This window comes from Acrocarpospora catenulata (assembly GCF_018476525.1).
GTDB lineage: Bacteria > Actinomycetota > Actinomycetes > Streptosporangiales > Streptosporangiaceae > Acrocarpospora > Acrocarpospora catenulata.
On record NZ_JAHCST010000032.1, the window covers coordinates 60751 to 87473 of the forward strand.

Genomic DNA, 26723 nt, shown 5'->3' on the forward strand with positions numbered 1-26723 from the left:
TGCTCTCTTGAGGGGGACGTATGGCGGGAAACGACGCGCTGCCGAGCTACGAAGAGCTGTTCGACGACTCTGACCTCGATCGACGACAGGAGGACGAGGCCAGAACGGTATATTCGCCCGGCGCCTATCTCGCGGAACTGCTGACATTCCTCGACAACGTCCTGGAGCAGCCGTCGGTGCTCGGCGAAAACCGGCGCGCCGACCTGAAACGGATATTTCTGGACGCGGAGAACACTTTTGGCGAATCGCCTTATCTCGATATCGTCATCGAGCTGCTGGAGAAGCTGGCCGGAGGTCAGCCGTACCAGCTGATGCGGCGGCTGGAGCACCCGTTCGGGATGCCGTTCTCCCTGGACGAGGAGCGGTTCAAGACCTACCTGCGCCGCCTCAGGACGGGGCCGGACGAGCTCTACCGGATCTTCGCTCCGGTGGCCGACGCCGACACGGTGGCGAGGCTGTTCCTGGGCCTGTCCACGGATGCCGTCTCACATCTGACGAGACCGGCCGACGAGGCCAGGATCAAGGCGTTCTACGGGCTCACCGCGCAGGATCCGCTGACGCCGCTGGCGAAGGTGGAGACGTTCAAGCAGCTGACGGGCCTGTCCGCGCTGGAGTTACGTGAACTGCTGGGCGACCCTGAGGACACCGAGCGGCCGGCCAAGGAGTCGTACGCCAACCAGGGCGGCGCGCCGGTCACCGTGTCGGCGGACGGCGCCGAACTGCGGGGGACGACCCTCGGCTGGTACGACCGCGTCAGCCGGATCGTCCGGCTGGCCAGATGGACCGGGCTCGGCCTCGCCGACCTCGACCGCGTGCTGACCACCTGCTGCGGAGGCGAACTGAACGCCGCGGCGCTGCGGACCACGGCGCTCGTGGCGCACCTGCGGAGCGGCTACGACCTCACCGTGGACGGCGTGTGCGGGCTGGTGGCGGCGGTCGAACCGGTGCCGGAGGAACTGCCCGCCACCTCGGGTGACATCCTCGGCCCGCACAACAAGGAGTACCGGCGCAAACTGGCCATCGGCATCGAGACCGCCGAGAGCGACCTCGTCGAGACCGTGCGGCGCTACCGCGACCGGCACAGCGCCCTGGAGCCGAGCCTCTTCGACCGCGGCCCGACCGGGCCGGCGCAGATCGCCCTGCTCCGGCGGGTGGGCCGGCTGACCTCGGCGCTCGGCCTGTCCGCCGCCGAGCTGTTCGACCTGCTGGCGGTGCTGGAGAGCGACCCGTCGCTGTGGCGGTACTCGACCTTCTCCATCCTGGGCGGGGTCGAGCCGACGTCGCAGGACTGCTACCGCATCCTGGAGGGCGGCGACCCCGCCTCCGGCCTGTGGCTGGCCCAGACGCTGCTCGCGGTCACCCGGTGGATGCAGGACAGCGGCTTCGGCGCGCGGGAACTGGCCGACATCCTGGGCGGCGCGCCGGCCGCGTCGTCCGATTCGGAGAGCCGGCTCGCGGTGCTGGACAGCCTCGACCAGCGCTTCCAGGAAGTCGCCCTGGACCCGGCCGTCTTCGCGAGCGAGCGCTTCGGGCAGCGCGCCGCGCAGGTCGTCCACGACGTGCTGGCCCAGCGCGCCGAGGGCGTGGTGTCGAAACACGACCCCCGGCTGCTGAACCTCGATCCCCCCGCCCTCCCCGCCGCCGCCTACGAGGCGGTCACCGCCCTGGGCATCATCGTGGACCAGGACCTGATGGGGCTGGGTCTCGGCGAGCGCCTGGCCGGCAAGATCCACACCCAGCTGGTGTTCACCGGGCGCCTGGACGCCGACAACATGCTCGCCGCCGAGGGCCTGCCGGTGACCGACTACGCCCTGGTCCTGGAGCGGGACTTCACCCCGTTCAGGGAGGCGCTGTTCAAGCTGATCAACAGCGTCGGCAACGGTACCTCGACCTTCTACCCCTCCGACCTGGCCACGGTCGGCAGCCTGACGCAGGGGCAGCTCGACGAGCTGTACGACAACCTGATCTACCACGGCTACCTCGACGACGAGGGCAACGTCCAGGATCCGGCGTTCTTCGCCGACGAGGCGAACATCGAATGGTTCCGCGTCAACGCGGGCCTGTCCGACGCCGCCCCCGAGGTGCTCGACCTGCTGCGCCAGCGCGTCGCCGACTTCCGCGCCGAGCCGCTCGTGCTCGACTCCGGCGTCTTCGCGTCGCTGCGGCTCGGCGAGGTACGGCTGGCCAGGCTGATGGACGGGCTGCGCTTCAACGGCTACCTCGACGAGAACGACCACTACCTGGACAAGCAGGCGTTCAGCACGCTCCAGCTCGCGGACTTCGCGCTGCCGCCCGAGTTCCACCCGCACCGGCAGGCCGTACTGGACGCCCTGAAACGGCAGGTCGCCGAGCTGGAGGCAGAGCTGCTCACCTTCGGCCCCGAGGACTTCGCCGAAGTCGCGGACGCGGTGATGGCGCAACGGGCGATCACCGCGATGGAGGGCACCGCCCTGGACGACGGCTGGCTGGTCTCCGAGGTGGAGACGCTCACCGATGAGTTCACCGCCACCGAGACCAGCATCGTGACCCGCAGGGTCGCCGAGTGCGCGCAGGACGAACGACCGTACCGGATCCACCTGGACGCGCTGGCCGCGCTCGGCTTCGACCAGGAGCAGCAGGGCGGGCTCGTCGAGCAGCTGGTCGCGACGGGATCGCTCACCGACGCCATGTCCGTACCGGCCGAGGCCGTCTCCTTCTTCGCCAACCCCACCAACGTCATCCACTTCGCCCTGCCGGGCCTGGAGGACTTCGAACGGGACGTGTTCTTCCTGCTGCACGCGGTCGCCGTGGAGCTCACCGAGGCGATCGACGAGGTGACCACCGCCCTGGAGACCCGCGCCGGCCAGCAGCAGGAGGCCCTCACCGCCGTGCTGGCCGACGCCTTCGGCGTGACCGAGGAGACCGTCGCGGCGATCTGCGAGGGCGTCACGGGCGGGCTGCCCGAGGCGATCGAGATCCTCGTGCCGCCGGTCATCGCCGCCCCCCGGCAGACGGAGAACCCGCACTTCGCGGCCACCTACCAGCGCATCCACCGCTTCGCACTGCTGGCCGCCAAGCTCGGCATGAGCGCGACCGAGGTCGCCGTCGTCTTCCACGACCAGGACCTGACCGGCAAGTACCCCGAACCGCTGGCGCTGCCGCCCGGCGTCGAGGCCGTGGACGCGGTGCTGCGCAGCTCGGACGGCCTCGTCTACGTGTTCGCCGGCGACGCCTACTGGACCTACGCCGCCGACACCTACACCCTGCTCGACCCCAAGCGCAGGCCACTGACCGACCTGTCCCCCCGGTTCACCGGGCTGACCTCCGTCGACGCCGCCTTCGCGTTCCCGGACGGCAGGGAGTGGATCGTCGGACGCGCCCTCGCAGGCGAGGGCCGGGAGGTGTCGCGCCTGTTCGTCAAGGAGCCGGGCAGCATCCGCTGGGCGCCCCGCGAGCAACTGTGGGGCAAGGTCAGGAACAACTTCGAGGCCCCGCGCCGGATCGACAGCGCGTACGTGGACGAGAACGGCAGGACCTACCTGTTCTGCGCCGACCAGTACATCCGTTACTCCACCCCGGACTTCACGACGGTCGACGAGGGTTACCCGCGCAGCGTCGCCGAATGGTGGCAGGCGGAGGGCCACGACACCGCGCTGCCCGCGGCGTTCACCGGGGCGCTGGACGCGGCCTTCGACGACGTGGACGGGCACGTACACCTGTTCGCAGGCGGCCGTTACCTCGAGATCGGCGGAACGGAACAGCCGATCTCCGCCCGTTGGGGCCGGATCAACAACGCCTTCGACGGCGCGGGCAGCCTCGGCGCCGCCTTCACCGGCCCGGACGGCAGGGCGTACCTTTTCCGCGACAACCAGGTGATCCGCTACACCGACGGTGTGGAGAACACGGCGTGCGGGTGGACGACGGCTACCCGCGGCGCGTCGAATCCGAGTTCCCCAACCTGCCCGGCGAGTTCCACACCGGCGTCGAGGCCGCCTTCGCCGAGCCGGGCTCGGGGATCGTGCACCTGTTCAAGGACGGCAGGACGGTCTCCTTCTTCTCCTCCGGCGTCGGCGCGCCGCAGGCCACCGCGGAACGGTGGGGCAAGCTCACCGACGTACTGACCGGCGGCGGCGTGGACGCCGCGTTCGTGGGCATGGACGGCAAGACCTACCTGTTCAGCGGCGAGCGGTACATCCGCTACTCCGGCGCCGACTACGCGGTCGTCGACCTCGGCTACCCGCGCGGGATCGCCGGCGACTGGGGCGGCCTGCGCAAGGTCGGCGCCGCCTTCGTGATGGACGGCAGGACCTACCTGTTCGGCCAGGGCGGCAGGCTGTTCGACGTGCCGCTCGTGCAGGAGTCCGAGCTGAACGCGGGCCGCCTGTCGCCGGCGCTGCGCCGCCGCTTCCTGGAGCACGGCCTGACCCTGGCCGAGAACGCCGCCGTCACGGCCGAGGGCACGGCCGAGTACCGGAAGTGGCACGTCACGACCGAGCAGGGCATCGCGCTGACGCTCCAGCGCAACCCGCTGCACATCCAGGTGCACGCCGACGGCGGCCACTTCCACGTCCGCTACTCCACCAGGGACTACACCACCGCCGACCCCGGCTACCCCAAGCCGGTCTCCGACAACTGGTGGAACCTGCCCGCCTCGCTGGCCGCCGACCCCCGCTTCGCGACCATCGACGCGGTCCTCACCGACGGCGCGGGCCGTACCTACCTCTTCGCCGGCGACCGCTTCGTGGTGTCAGACGCGCGGCACCGCTGGTGGTCGGAGCCGCGTACGATCGCCGGGCACTGGGACAGCCTGCTGCCGTTCACCAAGGTGGACGCGGCGTTCGTCGGCAAGGACGGCCGTACCTACGTCTTCTCCGGCGACCGCTACACCCGCTTCTCGACCGGCGACTACACCAGGGCCGACGACCGCTACCCGGCCTCGGTTCCGGCGTACTGGGGCAACGTGGTCAACCGGATCGCCAGGACCGGCCGGGTGGACGCCGCGTTGGTCCGGACCGTGACCGAGCTGATCGACGGCAGGTCGGTGGAGAACCGGTACACCTACCTGTTCTCCGGCGACCAGTACGTGCGCTACCTCGGCACGAGCCTCGACCACGTGCAGGACGGCTATCCGGCAGCGGTGTCGGAGCTGTCGCGCGAGCCGGGAATGGCGGCCCTGGACGTCGCGCTCGACGGCGTGGACGCGGCCTTCGCCGACCGCCGCACCGTCTACCTCTTCCGCGGCTCCCGCTGCCACGTCGTCTCCGACGGCCTCTACCGCCGCTACGACGACAGCTCGCTGCGCGAGGCGAGCTGCGTTTTCGTCGAGGACGGCAAACTGCTGGCCGAGGACGGCGGCGGCTGGCACCACCACGCGGCCGTCGAAGGGGCTCGGAGCATCGCCTCCGTGCCACGGGAGGTCACGCCCCGGCTGCTCCGCACGGTGCCGGAAGAGTTCCGCAGTGGACTCGACGCCGTCCTGCGCGGCGCCGACGGCACCACGTACCTCTTCAAAGGGCCCAAGTGCCTCAACACCCGGCTCAACAAGTCCTACCCGCTGGCCGAGGAGTGGGGCAGACCGCGTAACACGATTTATCAGGACAACAAGGTGGACGCGGCGTTCGTTGGCACGGACGGCCGGACCTACCTGTTCAGCGGCGACCAGTTCGTCACCTACGCCGCCGACGGCCCCGGCCTCACCATCGACGGCGAGCCGCGGCTCATCGCCGACCACTGGGGCGGCCTGCGGGACGTCGCGCTCGCCTACGTGCGCGGCGGCAGGACGTACCTCTTCGAGTCGCCCGACGGGGACGGCCTGATGCGCCACGTCGTCTACTCCGGCGCGGACTACACCACGCCCGACGGCGAGCCGGAGACCGTCGACGAGAGCTTCTGGCAGGTGCCCGAGCGGTACCGCGTTCCCGGCCACCCCGTCCCCAGCGCCGTGCTGTTCGAGGGCGGCACCATGCTCCTGCTGTACGGCGAGCAGTTCCTGCAGCGCGACGAGGGGACAGGCACCTGGTCCTACCCGCGCCCGATCGAGCGGCTCTGGCCCGGCTTCGAGCGCACCCTGGAGGCCAGCAGGGAGGCGGGCGACGCACTGCGCACGGCCTTCACCGCGCCGGACGGCTCGACGTACTTCTTCCTGTCCGAGCAGTTCTCCCGCCACGACGGGCACGACTTCAGCCCGCTCGCCGTCATCCGCGACCGGTGGGGCAGGTCGCCCAACCCGTTCGTGCCCGACGACGCGACCGCCCGGATCGACGCCGCGTGCGTCTTCGGCGAAGGCACGACGTTCCTGTTCTCCGGCGACCGGTACGTGCGCTACACCGGTTCGGAGTACCGCTACATCGATCCCGGGTACCCGAAGCAGATCGTCGGGAACCTGCGCAGGGAGGCGGCGTTCGCCAACCTGCCCGAGTCGTTCGACGACGACGTGACCGGCCGCACGGTCGACGCCGCCATCGCCGACGACCGCACCGCCTGCCTGTTCGTGGGCGGCTCCGGCCACGTCGTCTCCCGCGCCGCGGTAGCCGACCGCCATCTGAGCGCCTTCGGCCGCGTCCGGAACAACCTCGTGGAGAAGGAGAAGGTGGACGCGACGATCGTCGCCGGCGCGCGCACCTATCTGTTCTCCGGCGACCAGTACGTGCGCTACACCGGCACCGAGTACGCCTACGCCGACGACGGCTACCCCCGCGCCATCCACCCCAACCTCGCCTTCGACCTGTCCATCCAGGAGCCGCTCACCGACTTCACCGACGGCCTGGACGCGGCCTTCCGCGCTCCGGACGGCACGATCCACCTGCTCAAGGGCGCGCTCTGCCAGCGGATCCGCGCATCCGGCTCCGACACGGTGGCCGTCAACAGCCTGTTCGGCAAGGTCCGCAACGCCTTCGCCGACGCCGGCCACGAGCTGGTCGACGCCGCCTTCGCGACCCCCACCGGCGAGCTGTACGCCTTCAAGGCCAACCAGTACGTGCGCTACCGGCCCGGCCAGCTCGACTACGTCGAGGAAGGCCACCCGCGTACCGTCCGGGACGACTGGGGCAACATCCCGGACCGATTCGAGGACGGGATCGACGGGGCCTTCGTCTTCGAGGGCCGCACCTACCTGTGCAACAACGACGAGTACGTCCGCTACTCCGGCGACTTCCACGAGGTGGACCGCTCCTACCCGCAGCGCTTCCGGTACCGCTGGGGCGGCACGGCCGACTACCGGCTGAGCGATGTACACACGATCACCCGCTTCATCGAGCTGGCCCGGCGGCAACCGGACGGCCTGGCCGCCTTCCTGCTGGACTCCCCTTCGGTGGTGGAGGATCCGTACGCCTACCTCAACCGCCTGTTCGGCTGGGACATCGACGAGATCAGATGGGCCAAGCGCAACGCCGCCCTGCTGACCGCCGAAGCCGAGGCCATCGCGGCCTCGGCCAACAGCGCCGCGCCGGCCCGCCGGGAGGAGGACCGCTTCGAGATCGAGTTCCTGCTCCGGCTGGTCGAGCTCTTCCAGCTCACCGACCGGATCGGGGAGGCCCCGTCCGCGCTCCACAGTGGCGTCTGGCGGCCGGCCTTCGGCGCCAAGCCCGACCTGGCGACGGCGAACACCGCCCTCTACGGGATCATGGAGCGCCTGTTCACCGGGGAGTGGGCTGCGCTGTCGGCCGCCGTCCACGACGAGATCAACGTGCTCAAGCGCGACGCCCTCGTCTCGATCGCGCCCAAGGCGCCCCACGAGCTGTACGACGATCTGCTGATCGATGTCGAGATGGGCGGCCAGGGCCGTACCTCACGGGTGCGCGAGGCGATCGCGGCGGCCCAGCTCTACGTGCACCGCTACCTGCTCAACCTGGAGCAGGCCGCCGGCCGGAACGGGCAGGACCCGGAGGAGCTCAGGCAGCGGATCAAGACCTGGTGGGGGTGGCTGAAGAACTACCGCACCTGGGAGGCCAACCGGAAGGTCTTCCTCTACCCGGAGAACTACCTGCGACCCGAGCTACGCGGCTCCAAGACGCCCGCCTTCCGCGACCTGGAGGACGACCTGCTCCAGGGTGAGATCACCCAGGAGAAAGTGGAGCGCGCCTACAAGCGGTACCTGGACGAGTACACCGAGGTCTCCAGGCTCTCGATCACCGGCGGCTACGTCTACACCGCCGACGGCGCGGAGCCGGGCGTGCGGCGGCTGGTGATGTTCGGCCGGACCAGGACCGAACCGCGGCGCCACTACTGCCGCGAGGCGGAGTTCAGGGACGGCGAACGCCTGTCGGCCGCCTGGGGGCCCTGGCTGAAGGTCGACGCCCAGATCGAGGCCGAAAAGGTCTATCCGGTGCACGCCTTCGGCCGCATCTTCGTCTTCTGGCCCACGATCGAGCCGGTCGCACCCGAGCCCGGCGCCCAGACCGCCCTCATCGACAAGCAGAGCGGCGACACCCGCACGCTCACCCCGCCGCCGCCCAAGCACCGCGTGCGCATCAACTACTCCTTCCGCAACCTCAACGGCGAATGGGTGCCCGCGCAGGTCCTGCCCCTGGAGGAGGTGCAGGACGCGCCCGTCTACGACGCGAGCCTGTACGTCCAGGCATCCGCCACCGTGCCCGGCCCGCAAGGCGACACGCACGACACGATTGTGATCACCTGCTCCTACACGGTGCTCACCCCACTCGGCCCGAAGCAGGTCTCCCCGGCGTTCGCGCTCACTCCCGAGCTGTACGCCCTCCGCGCCACGGGCGTGCCCGAGCCGGTGCGGGAGTCCCGGCTGGACCGGATCTTCGCCGAGCCCGTCGACCAGACCAAGGTCGTCAGGTTCGCCATGCCGGCCGAGGCCGAGAGCAGTTCCTGGGTGAGCGTCGACCACAAGGGCGGCAGCTTCCTGTGCCGGCCGATCGCCCCGCCCCCGGCGGGCGACGAGACACCGCGCACGCTGAGCAACAACGGGGACCGGTTGCCGGCGTGGTCTCCGATCCACGCCGCGGTCGAGCTGCCCGGCGGGTTGCGGTACTTCTTCAACAACACCGGGGAGAGCGGCTCGGGCCCCTACTACGTGGAGGTCCCGGCGGACCGGACCAGCGCCCTGCGCCTTTCCAAGCCGCCGACCGCCGACCGCTGGGGACACGTCGCCACTCCGCTGTACAGCGACAAGGCCGAGGTGGACGCGGCCATCCTCAGGAACGACCAGCTGTACCTGTTCTCCGGCGAGAACTACTACCGCTACTCCGGCGCCTCCTTCGCCAGGATCGACACCGGATACCCCAAGAAGATCGCGGTGAACAAGGAGGGCTTCCCCCAGTGGAAGACGATCTCCGCCGCCGCCGTGGACGCGAACGGGGCTGAGTACTACTACTCGGCCGCGGATCGCCAGTGGGTCCGCAAGGCCCAGCCGGGCGGTGCCCTGGAGTCCTACCAGCCGCCATGGGTGGCCGGCCTCACCAAGGTGGACGCGGTCCTCTTCGAGGGTGACAAGGTCTTCGTCGTCTCCGGCGACACCTACCGGCGCTGGGAGGGCCGTGTCGAGTCCCCCATCCAGCTCAAGGACAACCCCGACGGCCTGCCCCGCACCGCCCCCGTCAGCGCGCCCTTCCGCCACGGCGGCCAGGTCTACTTCTTCGACAACAACACCCACACCTACATCACCGTCACCCCCAAGGAACCCGAGAAGGGTAAGAAGGGCAACAGTCCCAAGGAGTTCGTCCGGAGCGAGCCGACCCCCATCAAGACGCTGGGCGTGGCCAGGACCGTGATCAGCGACGAAGGCGTCGACGCCGCCTACGTCGCGGACAACATGCTGTACCTCACCAGGAACCAGGAATACGTCGGCTACACCCTGAGCGGCGGCGTACCGGGCAGCCTGGCCGACGCCGGCTATCCCAGGACCATGAACCGCCGGATCCGGGCCGTCTTCACCCGCGCGGGCCTGCGTTACGTCCTCAGCGGCACCGACTACGCGGTGCTGCAGCCCGGCCGGGAGCTGGACTCCAGCCCGGCCTTCTCCCCCGTCCACGGCAACTGGGGCGGCCTGCCCGCGGGCTGGGAAACCGGCCTGGACGGCGTCCTGGACAGCACCGACCTCTACCTGTTCATGGGCGCCAAGTACGTCACCTACGTCTCCAGCCCGAAGGTCCAGCGGCCGTACGAGATCGCCGCGCTGCCGCACGAGGTCATCAGGCTCACCTCCAGCACCGCCTACAAGCTGAACAAGACGCTGCTGGAGGGAGGGGTGCCCGCGCTGCTCTCGCCGTACATCCAGGAGCTCGACGAACTCCCCGCCTTCAGCACGCGCGTCTCCAACACCACCACGATCAGGGTCACCGACTCGGCCGCCGCGCAGGGCGTGCCAACCAGCTCGCACCTGGACTTCAACAGCAGCAACGGCATCTACTACTGGGAGGTCTTCTTCCACGCGCCCACGCTGATCGCCCAGGCGCTCAACGCCGCCCAGCGCTTCGACGACGCCCGGACCTGGTACGAGTACGTCTTCGACCCCACCCGGCCACGGTACTGGCGCTTCCTGCCGTTCCTGGCGGTCGACGTCGAGGCCCTCATCCAGAGCTGCCGCGACGACCTGGCCGAACTCGCCGCGCGGGGCGTCGATGCCGGCAAACCGGTCGAGGACCTCAAGAAGATCCTGCTCAAGGTGGAGCCGATGGCGCCGGCCTTCCAGCACCACCGCGAGCTCACCGAGGAGGAGAAGTCCTACCTGGCCGGCCTGCCGACCACCGAGCTGCCGCCGATCGAGGGGGCGCTCAACGCGCTGAAGATCCCGCAGGAGGCCGAGCCGGCCCGGCTCGCGCTGGGCGAGCGCATCGCCATGATCGGCAGGCTGCACTATCAGTACTCCCTGATGGGAAACCGGGGCGCGCTGCTGAAGGCGTACCTGGAGGACCCCTTCGACCCGCACACGATCGCCGAGCTGCGCCCGACGGCCTACCGGCGCGCGGTCGTGATGGCCTACGTCGACAACCTGCTCGACTGGGGCGACCTGCTCTTCCGGCAGTACACCGCGGAGAGCGTCGACGAGGCCCGGATGCTCTACATCTTCGCCTACGACCTGCTCGGCGAGCGCCCGCCCGAGGACCTCGGCAGCCGGCCCGCGACGACCGCGCTCACCTACGAGCAGATTCGCGCGCTGCCCCCGGCCGGTGGGGTTCCCGAGATCACCGCCGGTACCGCACTGCTGAAGGGGTCGGGCGAAGTACACGCCAGCGTCGCCGGGCCGTACTTCCACGTGCCCGCCAACAGTGTGTACCTGGAGTACTGGGACCGGGTCGAGGACCGGCTGCGCAAGATCCGCGCCACCCTCGACATCATGGGCGTCAGCCGTCCGCTGCCGCTGTTCGAGCCGCCGATCGACGTGATGGCGCTCGTCCGCGGCGTGGCGGGCGGAGCCTCACTCGACCAGGTCGCCGCCGCGGCGGCCGTACCGGTGCCGCACCATCGCTTCGCCGTCACCTTCCGCAAGGCGCAGGAACTGGTGGACAAGCTGCGGCAGTTCGGCGGCGACCTGCTCAGCGTGCTGGAGCGGCGCGACTCCGAGGAGCTGACGCTGCTCAACCAGCGGCACGAGGGCAAGATCCTCGCCCTCACCCGCGCCGTACGCGAGGCGGAGCTGGAGATCGCCGCCGAGAACCTGCGCGAGGCACAGGTCAGCGAGCAGGGCGCGCTGGACCGGGTCAGCCACTTCGAGAACCTGATCGACGAAGGGCTGTCCCCGCTGGAGGAGGCGCAGCTCGGCATGATGTCCGCGGCGGTCGTCGCCCACTTCGTCGCCACCGGCTTCCAGGTCGGCGCGGCCATCGCCTCGGGCCTGCCCGATGTCCTGCTCGGCCTGTTCATCATGGGCACCAAGGTGGGCCGCGAGCAGGTGGCCGAGGCCCTCGGACACGGCGGCGAGGCCTCCTCGACCGCCGCGGAGGCGCTCAACGTCATCGGTGAACTGCTCGGCATCCGCGCCGGCCAGGAGCGCATGGTCCAGGACTGGACCTTCCAGCTCGCCCAGGCCCGCAACGACGTGCGGCAACTCGGCCACCAGATCAAGGCCGCCGAGCTCCGGCACAAGGCCGCCCAGCGCGAGCTGGAGATCCTCGACCAGCAGATCGCCAACCTGGAGGCGGTCGGCACCTTCATGACCGGCAAGTTCACCAACCTCCAGCTCTACCAGTGGATGTCGGGACGGCTGGCCGGGCTCTACTTCCAGTCCTACGCCATGGCCTACGAGATGGCCCGCTCCGCGCAACGCTCCTACCAGTACGAGCGCGGCATCCCCGAAGGCGAGGCCGACTACATCCAGCCGCTCTACTGGGAGAGCCGTCGCAACGGCCTGCTCGCCGCCGAAAGCCTGGGTCTCGACCTGGAACGGCTGGGCAAGGCCTGGATGGAGACCGACCGCCGCGGCCTGGAGATCACCAAGAAGGTGTCGCTGCTGGCACTCGACCCCCTCGCCGCGCTGAACCTGCGCACCACCGGCCGCTGTGAGTTCGCCCTCACCGAAGCCCTCTTCGACCGCGACTTCCCCGGCCACTACCGCCGGCGCATCAAGACGGTCTCGGTCGACTTCACCGGCCCCGACGGCAAGCTCGGCCTCAACGCCGTGCTGACCCAGCTCGACAGCAGGACCGTGCTCTCGGCCGACCCCAAGGCCGTCAAGTACCTCCTCGACCCCAAGGGCCCCATGCCCGCCACGCTGCGCGCCGACTGGCGCGGCGGCCAGCAGATCACCCTGTCGGACCTGGAGGAGTACAAGGACAACAACGGCCTGTTCGACCTGCGCTACGACGACGACCGCTACCTCCCCTTCGAGGGCACCGGCGCCGTCTCCCGGTGGCGCCTGGAGCTGCCCTCCGGCGGCGCCGCCCAGCTCCTCGACGTCACCATCACCGTCAAGTACTCCGCCGACCAGGGCGGCGAGTTGTTCGCAGGCGCGGTCAAGGGCATGCTCAAGCCTTACGCCACGGCCCGCCACTGCGACGTCCCGACAGAGTTCCCCGAAGAGTGGTCCGCGTTCCTCGAAGGCTCCGACGACACCCTCACCCTCCCGTTCAGCTCAACCATGTTCCCCGGAATGTCCAGCCGGGCCATCACCGGCGTCTACGCCCTCTACACACACGAATCCGGCGCCTCCGGCCGCTTCCTCCTCAACGGGGAACCACGCCTGGCCCTCAACGACGGCAAGTTCCTCCCCACCCCCGGCCTTTCAGCCGGAACCTGGAACCTACTCTTCGAAGGAGACAAGTCCACCCTCCAGGGCCTGAGTCTGATCCTGTCCTACCGCGCCCGTTAACCGGCCCCCGTGCCCTGACCCACCTCCGTCAGGGCACGGCCCCCGGGCCGTCCCGACTCAGGGCACGGCCCCCGGGCCGTCCCGAAGATCGGTTACGGCCATGTGCTGATCCTTAGCGTGGACCTAATGCTCGCTCACCCAAACACGGCAACCCCATAACGACCTGGGGGTGTGGGGGCGGCGCCCCCACACCCCGGGGGTCGTCCCCCGTGCAACGACACAAAGACCCTGGGGAGGAAGCACAGCTTCCGACCACCCAGGGTCAGTCGTTCGTGGGGCTACCAGGACTTGAACTTCCCTAACCCCTCGCCAAGCGATCAACGAGCCGGGCTTTCGCTGTCGGCCATTCGGCTCGTTGCATGGTGTAGATCAGAAGGTCTCTCGTGGAGCCGTCGGACCGACGTAGACCCCCCGGCTTGAGTTCTTGTAGGCGTGCGCCAATGCGCATGATCGCGTCCTGTGAACGCTTGTTGTCCACAGCGATCCGCCACGACATAACCACGAAGTCGAGGGTGTCGAACGCGTAGGTCATCGCGAGCAACTTGGTCTCGGTGTTGGCTGCGGTACGCCACCAGCGCCTTCCAAACCAGGTGCCGCCCATCTCCAGGCTGCCGTCCGTGCAGTCCCAGCTATGCAGGCTCGTGGTGCCGATCGCGGTCTCGTGGTCGCGGCTCAGCACAGTAAAGGCGACTCGCCTGCCCGCTTCTACTTCCCTGAGGCGCCTGGACGTGATCGCTTCCAGTTCCTCTTCACTGTCCGGGGCGGGAGTGCTCAGCCCACGCCAGACTTCCTCATCACGGCCCCCCACCTGGAAGAGCGCCGGGACGTGGCGTAGGTCCAGAGGCTCAAGACGTACGTAGCGGCCTTCGAGGACAGTCGGCACAGGCGTTAACGGCACGACAGGAAGGTACTGAGGGTCAACGCGTGATGTCACGGCGTCCCGCCCAACCACCTGAAATCCGGCTACCCATGCGGGGTGATCATGGACCGCATCTTTGAGATGTGATCGGGAACGGTAGTCACGTACATAGACACGCAGACAGCAGAATGGCCACTCTCCAAAGATCGGATAGCGGCCTTTTTGCTGGTCAGAAGGGTGGGGCTACCAGGACTTGAACCTGGGACCTCTTCCTTATCAGGGAAGCGCTCTAACCGTCTGAGCTATAGCCCCCAGTCGGGCGAGACCGGGGGTCTCGGTTGGACTGAGAGAAGCTTACCGCGTTTGGTGGGCTGGTCGCACCACGGATCCCGTACGGCTACCGCGTAGCCGTACGGGATGGGTTACTCGGCCTCGCTGAAGGTGACCTCGATGCCGCCCACCAGGTCGGCGGAGAGGTTGTAGATGACGGCGCCCAGGGTGGCCAGGGCGGTGATGAGGACGACGTTCACGGCGCCCAGGAGGGCGGTGTAGCCGAGGATGCGGACCGGTTCGAACCAGCTGGCCACGTCGAAGCTGGGGGTGGCGTTCTCGCCGACGGTGAGCTGGTTGACGGCTTTGACGATCTCGTCGAAGACGCCCATCGCGGAGAGCACGCCGTACAGGACGGCGACCGCGACGAACAGGACCACGAAGCAGACCAGGGAGACGACGAAGCTGAACTTCATCGCCGACCAGGGCTCGACGCGGCGCAGCACCAGGTGGGCCTTGCGGGGGGCCCGGACGGCGGTGGGTTTGCGGTCCTCACCGGGCTGGGTGCGCAGGACGGGACGCTCGGTGGTGTCGGCGGGGGAGCCGAGCGCCGAGTTGAGCGCCGAACTGGTCGCCGGAACGGCCGGGGTCGTCGTGGGCGGCCGGGACGCGCCGCCGGGCGGGCGGGGGGTGCCGTAGGTGGTCGGCGCGTCGTCGGGTTCGGAGCGGCGGGCCGACCACGGCTTGTCGCCGGCGCTGGCGGTCCGGATCCGGACCGTCGAGTCGCCTGGCTTGGTGTCCTCGGCCGGCGAGGTGGGCGAAGCGGGCCCGGTGGGCTTGGTCTCCTGCGGCTCCGCCTTGGGCTCCGAGCCGTCGCCGTCGCCGATCCGCTCGGACACCCCGTCCCGCATCGAGGACGACGCCGGTCTGGCGGATACGCCCTTGGAGGTTTTGGAGGTCCTGGCGCTGGCGCTGCCCGGGTTGCTCATTCCTGGTCTCCTGCCCCGTTATCTGTCTCGCGTTCGGTCACGCTGTCGGCACTGTTTTCCCCAGTTTCCAGCGCTTCGGCGTTGCGGGCGAGGGCCACTACGCTGTCCCCGTCGGCGAGGTTCATCAACCGGACGCCCATGGTCTGACGCCCGGACTGCTTGATCTCGCCGGCGCTGGTACGGATCACTCCGCCGGCTGAGGTGATCGCGAAGACCTCGTCCTCGGGTCGCACCATGACGGCTCCGACCAGCTTGCCACGGGCACTCACGATTTTCGCGGTCAGCACGCCCTTGCCGCCCCGGCCTTGCAACGGGTAGTGCGAGACCGGGGTGCGTTTCGCATACCCGCCTTCGGTCGCGATAAGCACGTCGTCGCCATCGCTCATCACGTTCATGGCGAGCAACTCGTCCCCGTCCACGAAACGCATGCCGATGACGCCGCTGGTGGCCCGGCCCATCGGCCGGAGCGCCTCGTCGGACGCGGTGAACCTGATGGACTGCGCGCCCTTGGAGACCAGCAGCAGGTCGTCGTCCTCAGAGACCAGGCGTGCGGCGATCACCTCGTCATCTTCGCGCAGGTTGATCGCGATCAGGCCACCAGAACGCGGCGAGTCGTACTCGGACAGGCGCGTCTTCTTCACCAGGCCGCTCCGGGTGGCGAGCACCAGGTACGGCGCGACGTTGTAGTCCCGCAGGTCGAGGATCTCCATCACGTGCTCGTCGGGCTGCATGGCGAGCAGGTTGGCCAGGTGCTGCCCGCGCGCGTCCCGCCCGGCGTCGGGCAGCTCGTACGCTTTGAACCGGTAGACCCGCCCCTTGTTGGTGAAGACCAGCAGCCAGTGGTGGGTGGTGGTGACGAAGAAGTGTTCGACGATGTCGTCCTGCCGGAGCTGGGCCCCGCGCACCCCCTTGCCGCCGCGCTTCTGCGCCCGGTACAGGTCGATGTTGGTGCGCTTGGCGTAGCCGCCGCGGGTGATGGTGACGACCAGGTTCTCTTCGGCGATCAGGTCCTCGATGGACATGTCGCCCTCGTAGGCGATGATCTCGGTCTTCCGGTCGTCGCCGTACCGGGTGATGATCTCGCCGAGTTCGTCCCCCACGATGGTGCGCTGGCGGGACGGGGTGGCCAGGATCTCCTTGTAGTCGGTGATCTGGGCCATCAGCGTCTCGTACTCGTCCTGGATCTGCTGGCGTTCCAGGGCGGCGAGCTTGCGGAGCTGCATGTCCAGGATGGCCTGGGCCTGGATCTCGTCGATCTCCAGCATGGCCATCAGGCCCTGCTGGGCGGCCGACGCCGAGGGCGACTGCCGGATGAGCGCGATCACATCGTCCAGCCGGTCCAGGGCCTTGAGCAGAGCGCGCAGGATGTGCGCCCGCTCCTCGGCCTTGCGCAGCAGGAACCGGGTGCGCCGGACCACCACTTCGATCTGGTGGGTGATGTAGTACTTGACGAACTGGTCCAGGCGCAGCGTCCGGGGCACCCCGTCGACCAGGGCGAGCATGTTGGCGCCGAAGGTGGTCTGCAGCTGGGTGTGCTTGTACAGGTTGTTCAGCACGACCTTGGCGACGGCGTCGCGCTTGAGCACGACCACCAGCCGCTGCCCCACCCGGGAGGAGGACTCGTCCCGGACGTCGGCGATCCCGGTGACCCTGCCCTCCTTGACCAGCTCCGCGATGGCCAGCGCGAGGTTGTCGGGGTTGACCTGGTACGGAAGCTCGGTGATGACCAGGCACTGCCGGCCCTTGGCGTCCTCCTCGACCTCCACCACCGCGCGCATGGTGATCGAGCCGCGGCCGGTCCGGTACGCCTCGTCGATGCCGCGCTTTCCGACGATCAGCGCCCCGGTCGGGAAGTCGGGGCCCTTCACCCGGGCGATCAGCGCTTCGAGCAGTTCCTCTTCATCGGCGTCCGGGTTCTGCAGCGCCCACTGCACGGCCGCGCCGACCTCGCGCAGGTTGTGCGGCGGGATGTTGGTGGCCATCCCGACCGCGATGCCGGCCGAGCCGTTGACCAGCAGGTTGGGGAAGCGGGACGGCAGCACGACGGGCTCCTGGGAGCGGCCGTCGTAGTTGGGCTGGAAGTCGACGGTCTCCTTGTCGATGTCCCGGAGCATCTCCATGGCGATCGGCGCGAGTTTGCACTCGGTGTACCGCATGGCCGCGGGCATGTCGTTGCCGGGGGAGCCGAAGTTGCCCTGCCCGTCCACCAGGGGGTAGCGCAGCGACCAGGGCTGCGCGAGCCGTACCAGGGTGTCGTAGATGGAGGTGTCGCCGTGCGGGTGGTAGGAACCCATCACGTCACCGACCACCCGGGAGCACTTGAAGTACCCGCGGTCCGGACGGTAGCCACCGTCGAACATCGCGTACAGCACCCGCCGGTGCACCGGCTTGAGGCCGTCCCGCACGTCCGGCAGCGCTCGCGAGACGATGACCGACATCGCGTAGTCCATGTAGCTGCGCTGCATCTCGGACTGGATGTCGACCGGCTCGATACGGTCCGCGGGCGGGCCGGGAGGCAGGTTAACTTCGGTCACGTCAATCCTTTTCAGCTTGGTACGGCCGGCCGGGTCACACGTCCAGGAATCGCACGTCGCGCGCGTTGCGGATGATGAACTCCCGGCGCGGTGCGACCTCCTCGCCCATCAGCACGCTGAACATCTCGTCGGCCTGGGCCGCGTCGTCCAGGGTGACCTGGAGCAGCAGCCGGGTGTCGGGGTTCATGGTGGTCTCCCACAGCTGGTTGGCGTTCATCTCGCCGAGACCCTTGAAGCGCTGGACGTTGTCCCTCGGCCGGGGGTCCGGCTTGCCCGCATCGATGCCGGCCTGGATGACGGCGTCCCGCTCGCGATCGGAGTACGCGTAGGAGGCGTCCTCCCCCTTCCGGTCCCACTTGATCTTGTACAGCGGAGGCTGCGACAGGTACACGTGACCTGCCTCGATCAGCGGGCGCATGAAACGGAAGAGCAGCGTCATCAGCAGCGTGGTGATGTGCTGGCCGTCGACGTCGGCGTCGGCCATCAGGATCAGCTTGTGGTAGCGCAGCTTGGAGATGTCGAACTCGTCGTGCACGCCGGTGCCGAGCGCGGTGATCAGCGACTGGACCTCGGTGTTCTTGAGCACCTTGTCGATCCGCGCCTTCTCCACGTTCAGGATCTTGCCGCGGATCGGCAGGATGGCCTGGAACCGCGAGTCGCGCCCGCCCTTGGCCGAGCCGCCGGCCGAGTTGCCCTCGACGATGAACAGCTCGCACTTCTCCGGCTCGCTCCACTGGCAGTCGGCCAGCTTGCCGGGCAGCCCGCTGCCGCTCTCCAGCAGCGACTTGCGGCGGGTCAGGTCGCGCGCCTGGCGGGCGGCGATCCGGGCCCGGGAGGCCTGGAGGGACTTGTTGATGATCTCCTTGGCCTCGCCGGGGTTCCGCTCGAACCAGTCGCGCAGGTGATCGTTGCAGGCCTTCTGCACGAACGACTTGGCCTCGGTGTTGCCCAGCTTGGCCTTGGTCTGCCCCTCGAACTGGGGCTCGGCCAGCTTGACGGAGATGATCGCGGTCAGGCCCTCGCGCACGTCGTCGCCGGTGAGGTTGTCGTCCTTGCCCTCTTTGAGGATCTTCTGCTCGCGCGCGTACCGGTTGACGATGGTGGTCAACGCGGCGCGGAAGCCCTCCTCGTGGGTGCCGCCCTCGACGGTGTTGATGGTGTTGGCGAAGGTGTACACGGACTCGGTGTAGGAGCCGTTCCACTGCATCGCGATCTCGGCGGAGATGCCGTCGCCGTGCTCCTCGAAGTCGATGATCGAGTTGTGCACGGCCTCCTTCTTGGAGTTCAGGTGCGCCACGAAGTCGGACAGGCCGCCCTCGTACTGGTAGCGCACCTCGACCGGTTCGTCCTCGATGTGGTCGGGGCGCTCGTCCCTGATGATGATCGCGAGGCCCTTGTTGAGGAAGGCCATCTCCTGAAAGCGGCGAGAGAGCGTCTCGAAGTTCCAGGTGGTGGTCTCGAAGATGGCCTCGTCGGCCCAGAAGGTGATCGTGGTGCCGGTTTCCTCGGTCGGCTCGCCCTTGATCACCTCGGTGACCGGCTTGGAGTTGACGTAGGCCTGGCGCCAGTAGTGCCCGTCCCGCTTGATCTCCGCCTCCAGGCGGCTGGACAGCGCGTTCACCACCGAGATGCCCACACCGTGCAGACCGCCGGACACCGCGTACGACTTGCCGTCGAACTTGCCGCCGGCGTGCAGCACGGTGAGCACGATCTCCAGGGTCGGCTTGTTCTCGACCGGGTGGATGGCGACCGGGATGCCGCGGCCGTTGTCGACCACCCGGATGCCGTTGTCGGCGAGAAGCGTCACCTCGATGGTGTCGCAGACACCCGCCAGGGCCTCGTCGACCGAGTTGTCCACAACCTCGTAGACAAGGTGGTGAAGGCCGCGTTCGCCGGTGGAACCGATGTACATGCCCGGCCGCTTGCGAACCGCCTCCAGGCCCTCGAGAACGGTGATAGAGCTTGCGTCGTAGGACAACTGTGAAATCCTCCTGCCGCGGACACGCGGCAGGAGACATCCGAGGATGGCTGTCCTGCCGTGCCCGTCACCGTCGTGAGTGCCCCGATGCGCTCACCCAGGGGAGTCGGCGCGTGAGGCCGGGGTGACACGCAAACGGACGTGTCCTTAAGTCCGCTTTCATTCTACCGGTCTTCCGGACCTCAGGTGGCATTGACGGGGGCTGTGATGGTCCCTAATGCGATGATCTTGCTTTGAATGTGAACCCCGCGGGAACGGGGGTTCTCGCCTCAGGGACGATTTCGGGCCGGTGTGACGTTTTCCACAGGCTGGTTTCGGTTGTGTACGGCCCCGCGTCAGTGCTCGACCGGCACCTCTAACCATACGTGTCACCGGGCCCTTTACTCCCGTGAACCCGAAGACCGCCACCCGGACGGGGCCCGGCGTTGGGCCCGTGCACCCGGACCCGGCGCACGGTCCCGTCGCCGAGCTCCTCGTTCAGCCGCCTGACCAGCGACGTTGCCAGCATCCGCACCTGGGTGGCCCAGGCGGTGGAGTCGGCGGCGATCAGCACCTCGCCGTCCTCGAAGTGCTCCGGCCGGGTGTGCGCGGCCAGCTCGGGGCCGACGATCTCCCGCCACCGCCCGAACACCCCGCCCACCGCGACCGACTGCTCCCAGCCCCGGGCGGCGAGCAGGTCGCGGATGGCCCGGCCGAACGGCTGCGGGTCGGCGGAGTCCCGCTGCTGCCCCTGTCGGCGTCGCCGCGGCTCGGTGCGCGGCAGTTGGCCGCGGCGCAGCGCGTCGGCCTTGGCCTGGGCGAGCTTCTCTCTGGCGAGGGCAGCACCTCTGGCGGCCGAGCCTTGCGAGGACTGGTCGCCGGCCGGTGGCGGATCAGCTGGCACGGGTCACGCTCCCTTCGGCGACCTCGAATCGGGCGCCGGTGAGCTCGGGGGGCACGTCCGCGGGCACCGCCGCGGTGATCAGGACCTGTTCGGCGGTGGCGACCAGCTCGGCCAACCGCCGGCGGCGCTGGGTGTCCAGCTCGGCGAAGACGTCGTCCAGGATGAGCACGGGGTCGCCGCCGTCGGCGCGGAGCAGGTCGTAGGCGGCCAGGCGGAGGGCCAGCGCGAAGGACCAGGACTCGCCGTGGCTGGCGTAGCCCCTCGCAGGAAGCTCACCCAGGCGGAGCAGCAGGTCGTCGCGGTGGGGGCCGACCAGAGTCACACCGCGTTCCAGTTCCGCCCTGCGCACCTCGGCCAGCGCCGATCTCAGGTGCTCGGCGAGTTCTTCCCGGTCGGTCGTGCCGCCTGTGGACAACCCGGCGTACTCGAGTTCGGCCGCGCCGGAGGCCGGGGCGAGGTCGGCGTACGCCTTGGCGACCAGGGGGCGGAGGGCGTCGACGAGTTCGAGGCGGGCGGCCAGGAGCTCGGCGCCGTGCCGCACCAGATGGGCGTCCCAGACCTCCAGAGTGCTCAGGACGTCCCCGGCGCCCGCTTCGGCGAAGGCGGCCTCGTCGTCCTGTCTGCGGGCGCTACGGCGCTTTCCTGAGCGGGCGGGCAGGCCCGTACGCAGGAGGGCGTTGCGTTGCTTCAGGACGCGGTCGTAGTCGGCCCGGACGGCGGCGAAGCGGGGGTGGCGGGCGACCAGGAGATCGTCCATGAAGCGGCGGCGCTCGGCGGGGTCGCCCTTGGCCAGCGCCAGGTCCTCCGGCGCGAACAGCACGGTTCTGAGCAGGCCGAGCGCGTCGCGGGCGCGCGAGACCGCGGCGCGGTTGATCCGGGCGCGGTTGGCCTTGCCCGGGTTGAGTTCGAGTTCGATCAGAGCGCGGCGATCGTCCTTGATGATCACCGAGCGGATCACGGCCCGGGTCGCGCCGTGGCGGACCAGGGGGGCGTCGGTGGCCACCCGGTGACTGGACTGCGTCGCCACATAGCCGAGCGCTTCGACCAGGTTGGTCTTGCCCTGCCCGTTCGGGCCGACGAACGCGGTCACGCCGGGGTCGAGCGCGAGCTCCACCCCGGAGTAGGACCGGAAGTCGGTGAGCGAGAGATGGGCGACGTGCATGCCGCAACGCTAGCGGTCCCCACCGACATCATGGGCCGCTGTCCACAGGCTGTGGACAGTTTTCGAGCCCGTTTTCGAGGGCGGGTCAGCCGCCGGCCTCCACGGGGGGCGTGACGTCGGCGCCGGGGGCGTCCGCGCCCTTCTCGACCTGGCCGGGGGCGGCGTTGACCGCGTGGCCGCCGAACTGGTTGCGCAGGGCCGCGACCATCTTCATGGCCGGGGAGTCCTCCTGGCGGGAGGCGAACCTGGCGTAGAGCGCGGCGGTGATCACCGGGAGCGGGACGGCGTGGTCCACCGCCGCCTGGACCGTCCAGCGGCCCTCGCCGGAGTCCTCGGCGTAGCCGCGCAGGTCCGCCAGTTCTGGGTCCTGCTCGAGGGCGCGGACCAGCAGGTCGAGCAGCCAGGAGCGGATCACCGTGCCGTGGCGCCAGCTGCGGAACGCGCCCGCGACGTCGGTGACCACGTCGGTGGCCTCCAGGAGCTCCCAGCCCTCGGCGAAGGCCTGCATCATGCCGTACTCGATGCCGTTGTGGACCATCTTCGCGAAGTGGCCCGCGCCGATCTTGCCGGCGTGGACGAAGCCGTCCACACCCTCCGGCTTGAGGGTGTCGAAGATCGGCCGCAGGCGCTGGACGTCCTCGGCGGGACCGCCCGCCATCAGCGCGTATCCGTTCTCCAGGCCCCACACGCCGCCGCTGACGCCGACATCCACGAACCCGATGCCCTTGGCGGCCAGCTCAGCCCCGTGCTTCTGGTCGTCCACATAGTGTGAATTGCCGCCGTCGATGACGATGTCACCAGGCGCGAGCAGTTCACCGAGCTGGGCGATGGTCGCGCGGGTGGGTTCCCCGGCCGGGACCATGACCCAGACCGCACGAGGCGCCGCCAGCCGCTCGACCAGCTCCTTCAGGCTTCCGACATCGCTGACCCGGGGATCGCGGTCATATCCGACCACGTCATGGCCACCCCGGCGAAGCCGCTCGGCCATGTTCCCGCCCATTTTCCCCAGGCCGATCATGCCTATCTGCATATGAGCCACCCCCTCAGCATTCACCGTGTACCCAACGCGAGGGAAGATCATACGATTGGCCGAATTCGCCCCGCCGAGGCGGCCCGGTCACCGCCTCACTGCGACAGCCGGATGGGCATGATCAAGTAGCGGTAGTCGGAGATCATGCCGTCTTCCACAGGTTTTCCACCGGTGAGGATGGCCGGCTTGGTGGACGTGGTGAAGTTCAGGCGCGCCACGTCGGAGTCGATCGCGCCGAGACCCTCCAGCAGGAACTGGTGGTTGAAGGCGATGTTGATGTCGTCGCCCTCGAACTCGACGGGGAGGACCTCCACCGCCTGGGCCTCGTCGCCGCTGCCCGCCTCGAGGACGACCTCGGCGCCGCGGAAGGCCAGCCGTACCGGGGTGTTGCGCTCGGCCACCAGGGCCACGCGCTTGACGGCCTCGACGAAGGCGCCGGTGGGCAGGTCGGCGTGGGCGGAGAACTCGGTGGGCAGCAGGGAGCGGTACTTGGGGAACTCGGGGTCGAGCAGGCGGGTGGTGGTGCGGCGGCCGGAGCTGGAGAAGCCGATCATGCCTTCGCCGGTGCCGCCCGCCGAGGTGAGGGCGATCTCGACCTCAGCGCCGGTGATCAGGGATTTGGCGGTGTCCGCCAGGGTCCGCCCGGGAATCATGGCGATCGCCTGGAAGTCCGGCTGGTTGGGCTGCCACTTCAGCTCGCGTACGGCCAGCCGGTACCGGTCGGTGGCGGCCAGGGTGACCGTGTCGCCCTCGATCTCCATCCGGACCCCGGTGAGCATCGGCAGCGTGTCGTCCTTGCCAGCGGCCACCGCGACCTGCGCGACAGCCGAGGCGAACACGTCGCTGCCCACCCGACCGGCGGCGGGCGGCATGGCCGGCAGCGAGGGGTAGTCCTCCACCGGCATGGTCAGCAAGGTGAACCGGGCGCTGCCACAGGTGACGACCGCCTTCGCGCCTTCCACCACGAAATCCACAGGCTGTGCGGGAAGCGCGCGGGTGATCTCGGCGAGCAGCTTGCCGGAGACCAGCACCACGCCGGCCTCGCCGGTCTGCAGGTCGAGGGTCACCTCGGCGGAGACCTCGTAGTCGAAGCCGGACAGCTTCAGCTGCTGGTCCTCGGTCACTTCCAGCCGCATGCCCGCCAGTACGGGCACGGAGGGCCGGGCGGGCAGGCTGCGTGCCGTCCAGGCGACCGCCTCGGCTAGCACGTCTCGGTCGACCCGGAACATCACGTCAATCAGCCTCCTGGGTTGGTTCCCAGCTCTTCTGGGAACACAGCGAAGTGGCGAACGCTCATCCTCGCCGCTTTGGGTCAGGTGTCAACTCTCCCGCACTTCGGCACCTCGAGAGCCCTGTTATGGCTCTTGAGTTCTCTCTTGATAGATCAGAACGTCATCTTCATAGGGGCTGTGGATATGTGGATAACCCCTGTTGTCGCAGCTCAGTGACGCTGCGGTCGTCCACAGTGGCTGTGGGTGACCGGTGGATGACGGAGACCGGCCTGTGGAGAAGGAAGCTTTACCCACAGGCCGTCCACAGGAAACCCACCCGTTGTCCACCGGTTATCCACGAGTTATCCACTGGTTATCCACGGAAGAAACCACCAAGTCGGTGGGTGTTTTTTCCCCTGTACACATAGGGTCCACAGAAACCCCACAGGTTATCCCCAAGTTATCCACAAGCTGTGCACAGACTTATCCACAGGGAGCGCGCAGGCGACGAGGAAGGGATGATCTTCGAGGGTGAGGTCAGCGGCTCAGCGGCACCGGATGTCGGTGATCCACAGAGATATCCACAGCCTGTGCATCAAGCGTTGCGGGCCCGCTGCTTGATCCGGGTGGTGAGTTCGTTCACCTGGTTGTACATCGAACGGCGTTCGGCCATCAGCGAGCGGATCTTCCGCTCGGAGTGCATCACGGTGGTGTGGTCGCGGCCGCCGAACTGCTGGCCGATCTTGGGCAGCGACAGATCGGTGAGCTCTCTGGCCAGGTACATGGCGATCTGCCTGGCGGTCACCAGCGCCCGCGACCGCGAGCCGCCGCACAGGTCCTCCAGGGAGACGCCGAAGTACTCGGCGGTGGTGGACATGATCAGCGCGATGGTGATCTCCGAGGTGGAGTCCTCGCTGATCAGGTCCTTGAGCACGATCTCGGTCAGCTGGATGTCCACCGACTGGCGGTTGAGGCTGGCGAACGCGGTGACCCGGATCAGCGCGCCTTCCAGTTCCCTGATGTTGGTGGCGATCCGGCTGGCGATGTATTCCAGCACGTCGGGCGGCGCGGCCAGGCCCTCCTGGATGGCCTTCTTCCGCAGAATCGCGATCCGGGTCTCCAGCTCGGGCGGTTGCACGTCGGTGATCAACCCCCACTCGAAGCGGTTGCGGAGCCGGTCCTCCAGGGTGACCAGTTGCTTGGGCGCCCGGTCGCTGGAGATGACGATCTGCTTGGAGGAGTTGTGCAGGGTGTTGAAGGTGTGGAAAAACTCCTCCTGCGTCTGCTCCTTGCCCTCCAGGAACTGGATGTCGTCCACCAGCAGGATGTCCACCGCGCGGTACCTGGCCCGGAAGCCGTCGGCCTTGTGGTCCCGGATCGAGTTGATGAAGTCGTTGGTGAACTCCTCCGAGCTCACGTACCTGACCCGGGCGCCGTCGTACAGGCTCTGCGCGTAGTGGCCGATGGCGTGCAGCAGGTGCGTCTTCCCCAGCCCGGAGTCCCCGTAGATGAACAACGGGTTGTACGCCTTGGCCGGAGCCTCCGCCACGGCCACCGCGGCCGCGTGCGCGAACCGGTTGCTGGCCCCGATGACGAAGGTCTCGAAGGTGTACTTGGCGTTCAGCCGGGCCGGCTCCCCGCTGGTACGGCTCCCGCGGGCCTCCCACCGGTTGGTCGGCGGAGCGGACGCCGGGTCCTGAGCGGCGGGCGGCGGTGACTCCTGTGTATAGGACTGAGGGTTTTCCGCAGCCTGGGGAAAACTGGGCTGCCCCTGTGGATGACCCTGTTGATAATCGCCGCCCCCCGCTGCCCCTTCGGGCCGGAACGGCGGCCCAAAAGCGGGCTGTCCCTGGGGAAACGCGTTCTCCCCACCCTGGGGATATCCGGGCGGCCTGGGGAAGTTCTGCCCACCGGTCTGTGGATAACTCTCCGGCTGCTGCCCCTGGCCCTGTGTGTTGGTGGAGTCCACCATCACCGCGATCCGGACCGGGCGGCCGAACTCCTGGGAGAGCGCGTGCGCGATCAGCGGGCGGAGCCGTACCTCCAGGACCTCTTTGGCGAAGTCGTTGGGGGCGGCCAGCAGGATGGTGTCGTTGATCAGTCCGGAGGGCTGGGTCATCTGCAGGAAGGCACGCTGCTGCCCCGACAGGCCCTCCTCCAGGAGGGTGGCCAGTGCGCGGGCCCAAACCGCGTTGAGGTCGACGCCGTCCACGGCTCGGCCCTCCTCCCTACGCGGCCCCCGCTCGCTCGCCGCGATCCGTTGTCCACACCCGTCCCGGCCGGAGTCCTCCCGGTACGCCGGTCCCCGCTGCCTGCGACACAGCGATCCACACAATGATCCACAGGGAATCCACAAGATGTGCACAGGATGTGCACAACCCTTGGGAAGGGGAGGGCAGGTCTGGACGCCTGACAGTAGCGGTGCGCCCGACCAGCGTTCAAGACGTTGTCCACAGCCTAGTGGTAGTCACGACCACAGGATGTGGATAACGGAACCCCCAGTGGATAACCAGGTCACCAGCCTGGGGATAACTTTTTTCCGGCTCGACACGGCCGGT

The 26723-nt window shown here is 68.7% G+C and carries 11 protein-coding genes and 1 tRNA gene; 2 read left to right on the forward strand and 10 right to left on the reverse strand.

Going from position 1 to position 26723, the window contains the following annotated elements; all coding sequences use genetic code 11:
* The first annotated feature begins 20 nt into the window (after positions 1 to 20).
* Both KIP79_RS27825 and KIP79_RS47440 read left to right on the forward strand, forming a co-directional pair.
* A complete protein-coding gene (locus KIP79_RS27825) occupies positions 21 to 4100 on the forward strand; it encodes a hemopexin repeat-containing protein (RefSeq protein WP_214107889.1) in 4080 nt (1359 codons plus the stop codon).
* A gap of 11 nt (positions 4101 to 4111) precedes the next feature.
* A complete protein-coding gene (locus KIP79_RS47440; RefSeq protein ID WP_308169925.1) occupies positions 4112 to 13249 on the forward strand; it encodes a Tc toxin subunit A-related protein in 9138 nt (3045 codons plus the stop codon).
* A 298-nt stretch (positions 13250 to 13547) separates the two neighbouring features.
* Here the strand turns inward: KIP79_RS47440 and KIP79_RS27855 are convergent, their stop codons facing one another.
* The 10 genes from KIP79_RS27855 to dnaA form a co-directional block, all read right to left on the reverse strand.
* Positions 13548 to 14132, reverse strand: coding sequence for a GNAT family N-acetyltransferase (locus tag KIP79_RS27855; protein WP_214107890.1), 585 nt, complete (start codon positions 14130 to 14132; stop codon positions 13548 to 13550).
* 214 nt (positions 14133 to 14346) lie between these two features.
* Positions 14347 to 14420 (reverse strand) — tRNA-Ile (locus tag KIP79_RS27860).
* Between the two features lie 110 nt (positions 14421 to 14530).
* Positions 14531 to 15367: a DUF3566 domain-containing protein gene (locus KIP79_RS47445; RefSeq protein WP_250213939.1), complete on the reverse strand. Its 837-nt coding sequence runs from the start codon at positions 15365 to 15367 to the stop codon at positions 14531 to 14533.
* A complete protein-coding gene (gyrA, locus tag KIP79_RS27870) occupies positions 15364 to 17832 on the reverse strand; it encodes a DNA gyrase subunit A (RefSeq protein WP_250213953.1) in 2469 nt (822 codons plus the stop codon). The genes KIP79_RS47445 and gyrA overlap by 4 nt, the downstream gene beginning before the upstream one ends.
* A gap of 103 nt (positions 17833 to 17935) precedes the next feature.
* Complete coding sequence (gene gyrB / locus KIP79_RS27875; protein WP_214107892.1) at positions 17936 to 19879, reverse strand: DNA topoisomerase (ATP-hydrolyzing) subunit B; 1944 nt, start codon at positions 19877 to 19879, stop codon at positions 17936 to 17938.
* A gap of 355 nt (positions 19880 to 20234) precedes the next feature.
* The gene (locus KIP79_RS27880; RefSeq protein ID WP_214107893.1) at positions 20235 to 20762 is read right to left on the reverse strand and encodes a DciA family protein; all 528 of its coding nucleotides are present in this window, start codon (positions 20760 to 20762) and stop codon (positions 20235 to 20237) included.
* Positions 20752 to 21924, reverse strand: coding sequence for a DNA replication/repair protein RecF (gene recF, locus KIP79_RS27885; protein WP_214107894.1), 1173 nt, complete (start codon positions 21922 to 21924; stop codon positions 20752 to 20754). Before recF ends, KIP79_RS27880 begins: the two co-directional genes overlap by 11 nt.
* Before the next feature lie 85 nt (positions 21925 to 22009).
* Positions 22010 to 23005, reverse strand: a complete 996-nt coding sequence (gnd, locus tag KIP79_RS27890) for a phosphogluconate dehydrogenase (NAD(+)-dependent, decarboxylating) (protein ID WP_256447497.1) — start codon at positions 23003 to 23005, stop codon at positions 22010 to 22012.
* 44 nt (positions 23006 to 23049) lie between these two features.
* The gene (dnaN, locus tag KIP79_RS27895) at positions 23050 to 24186 is read right to left on the reverse strand and encodes a DNA polymerase III subunit beta (protein ID WP_214107896.1); all 1137 of its coding nucleotides are present in this window, start codon (positions 24184 to 24186) and stop codon (positions 23050 to 23052) included.
* 574 nt (positions 24187 to 24760) lie between these two features.
* On the reverse strand, positions 24761 to 26314 hold the full coding sequence (gene dnaA, locus KIP79_RS27900; RefSeq protein WP_443611861.1) for a chromosomal replication initiator protein DnaA: 1554 nt from the start codon (positions 26312 to 26314) through the stop codon (positions 24761 to 24763).
* Positions 26315 to 26723 lie beyond the last annotated feature (409 nt).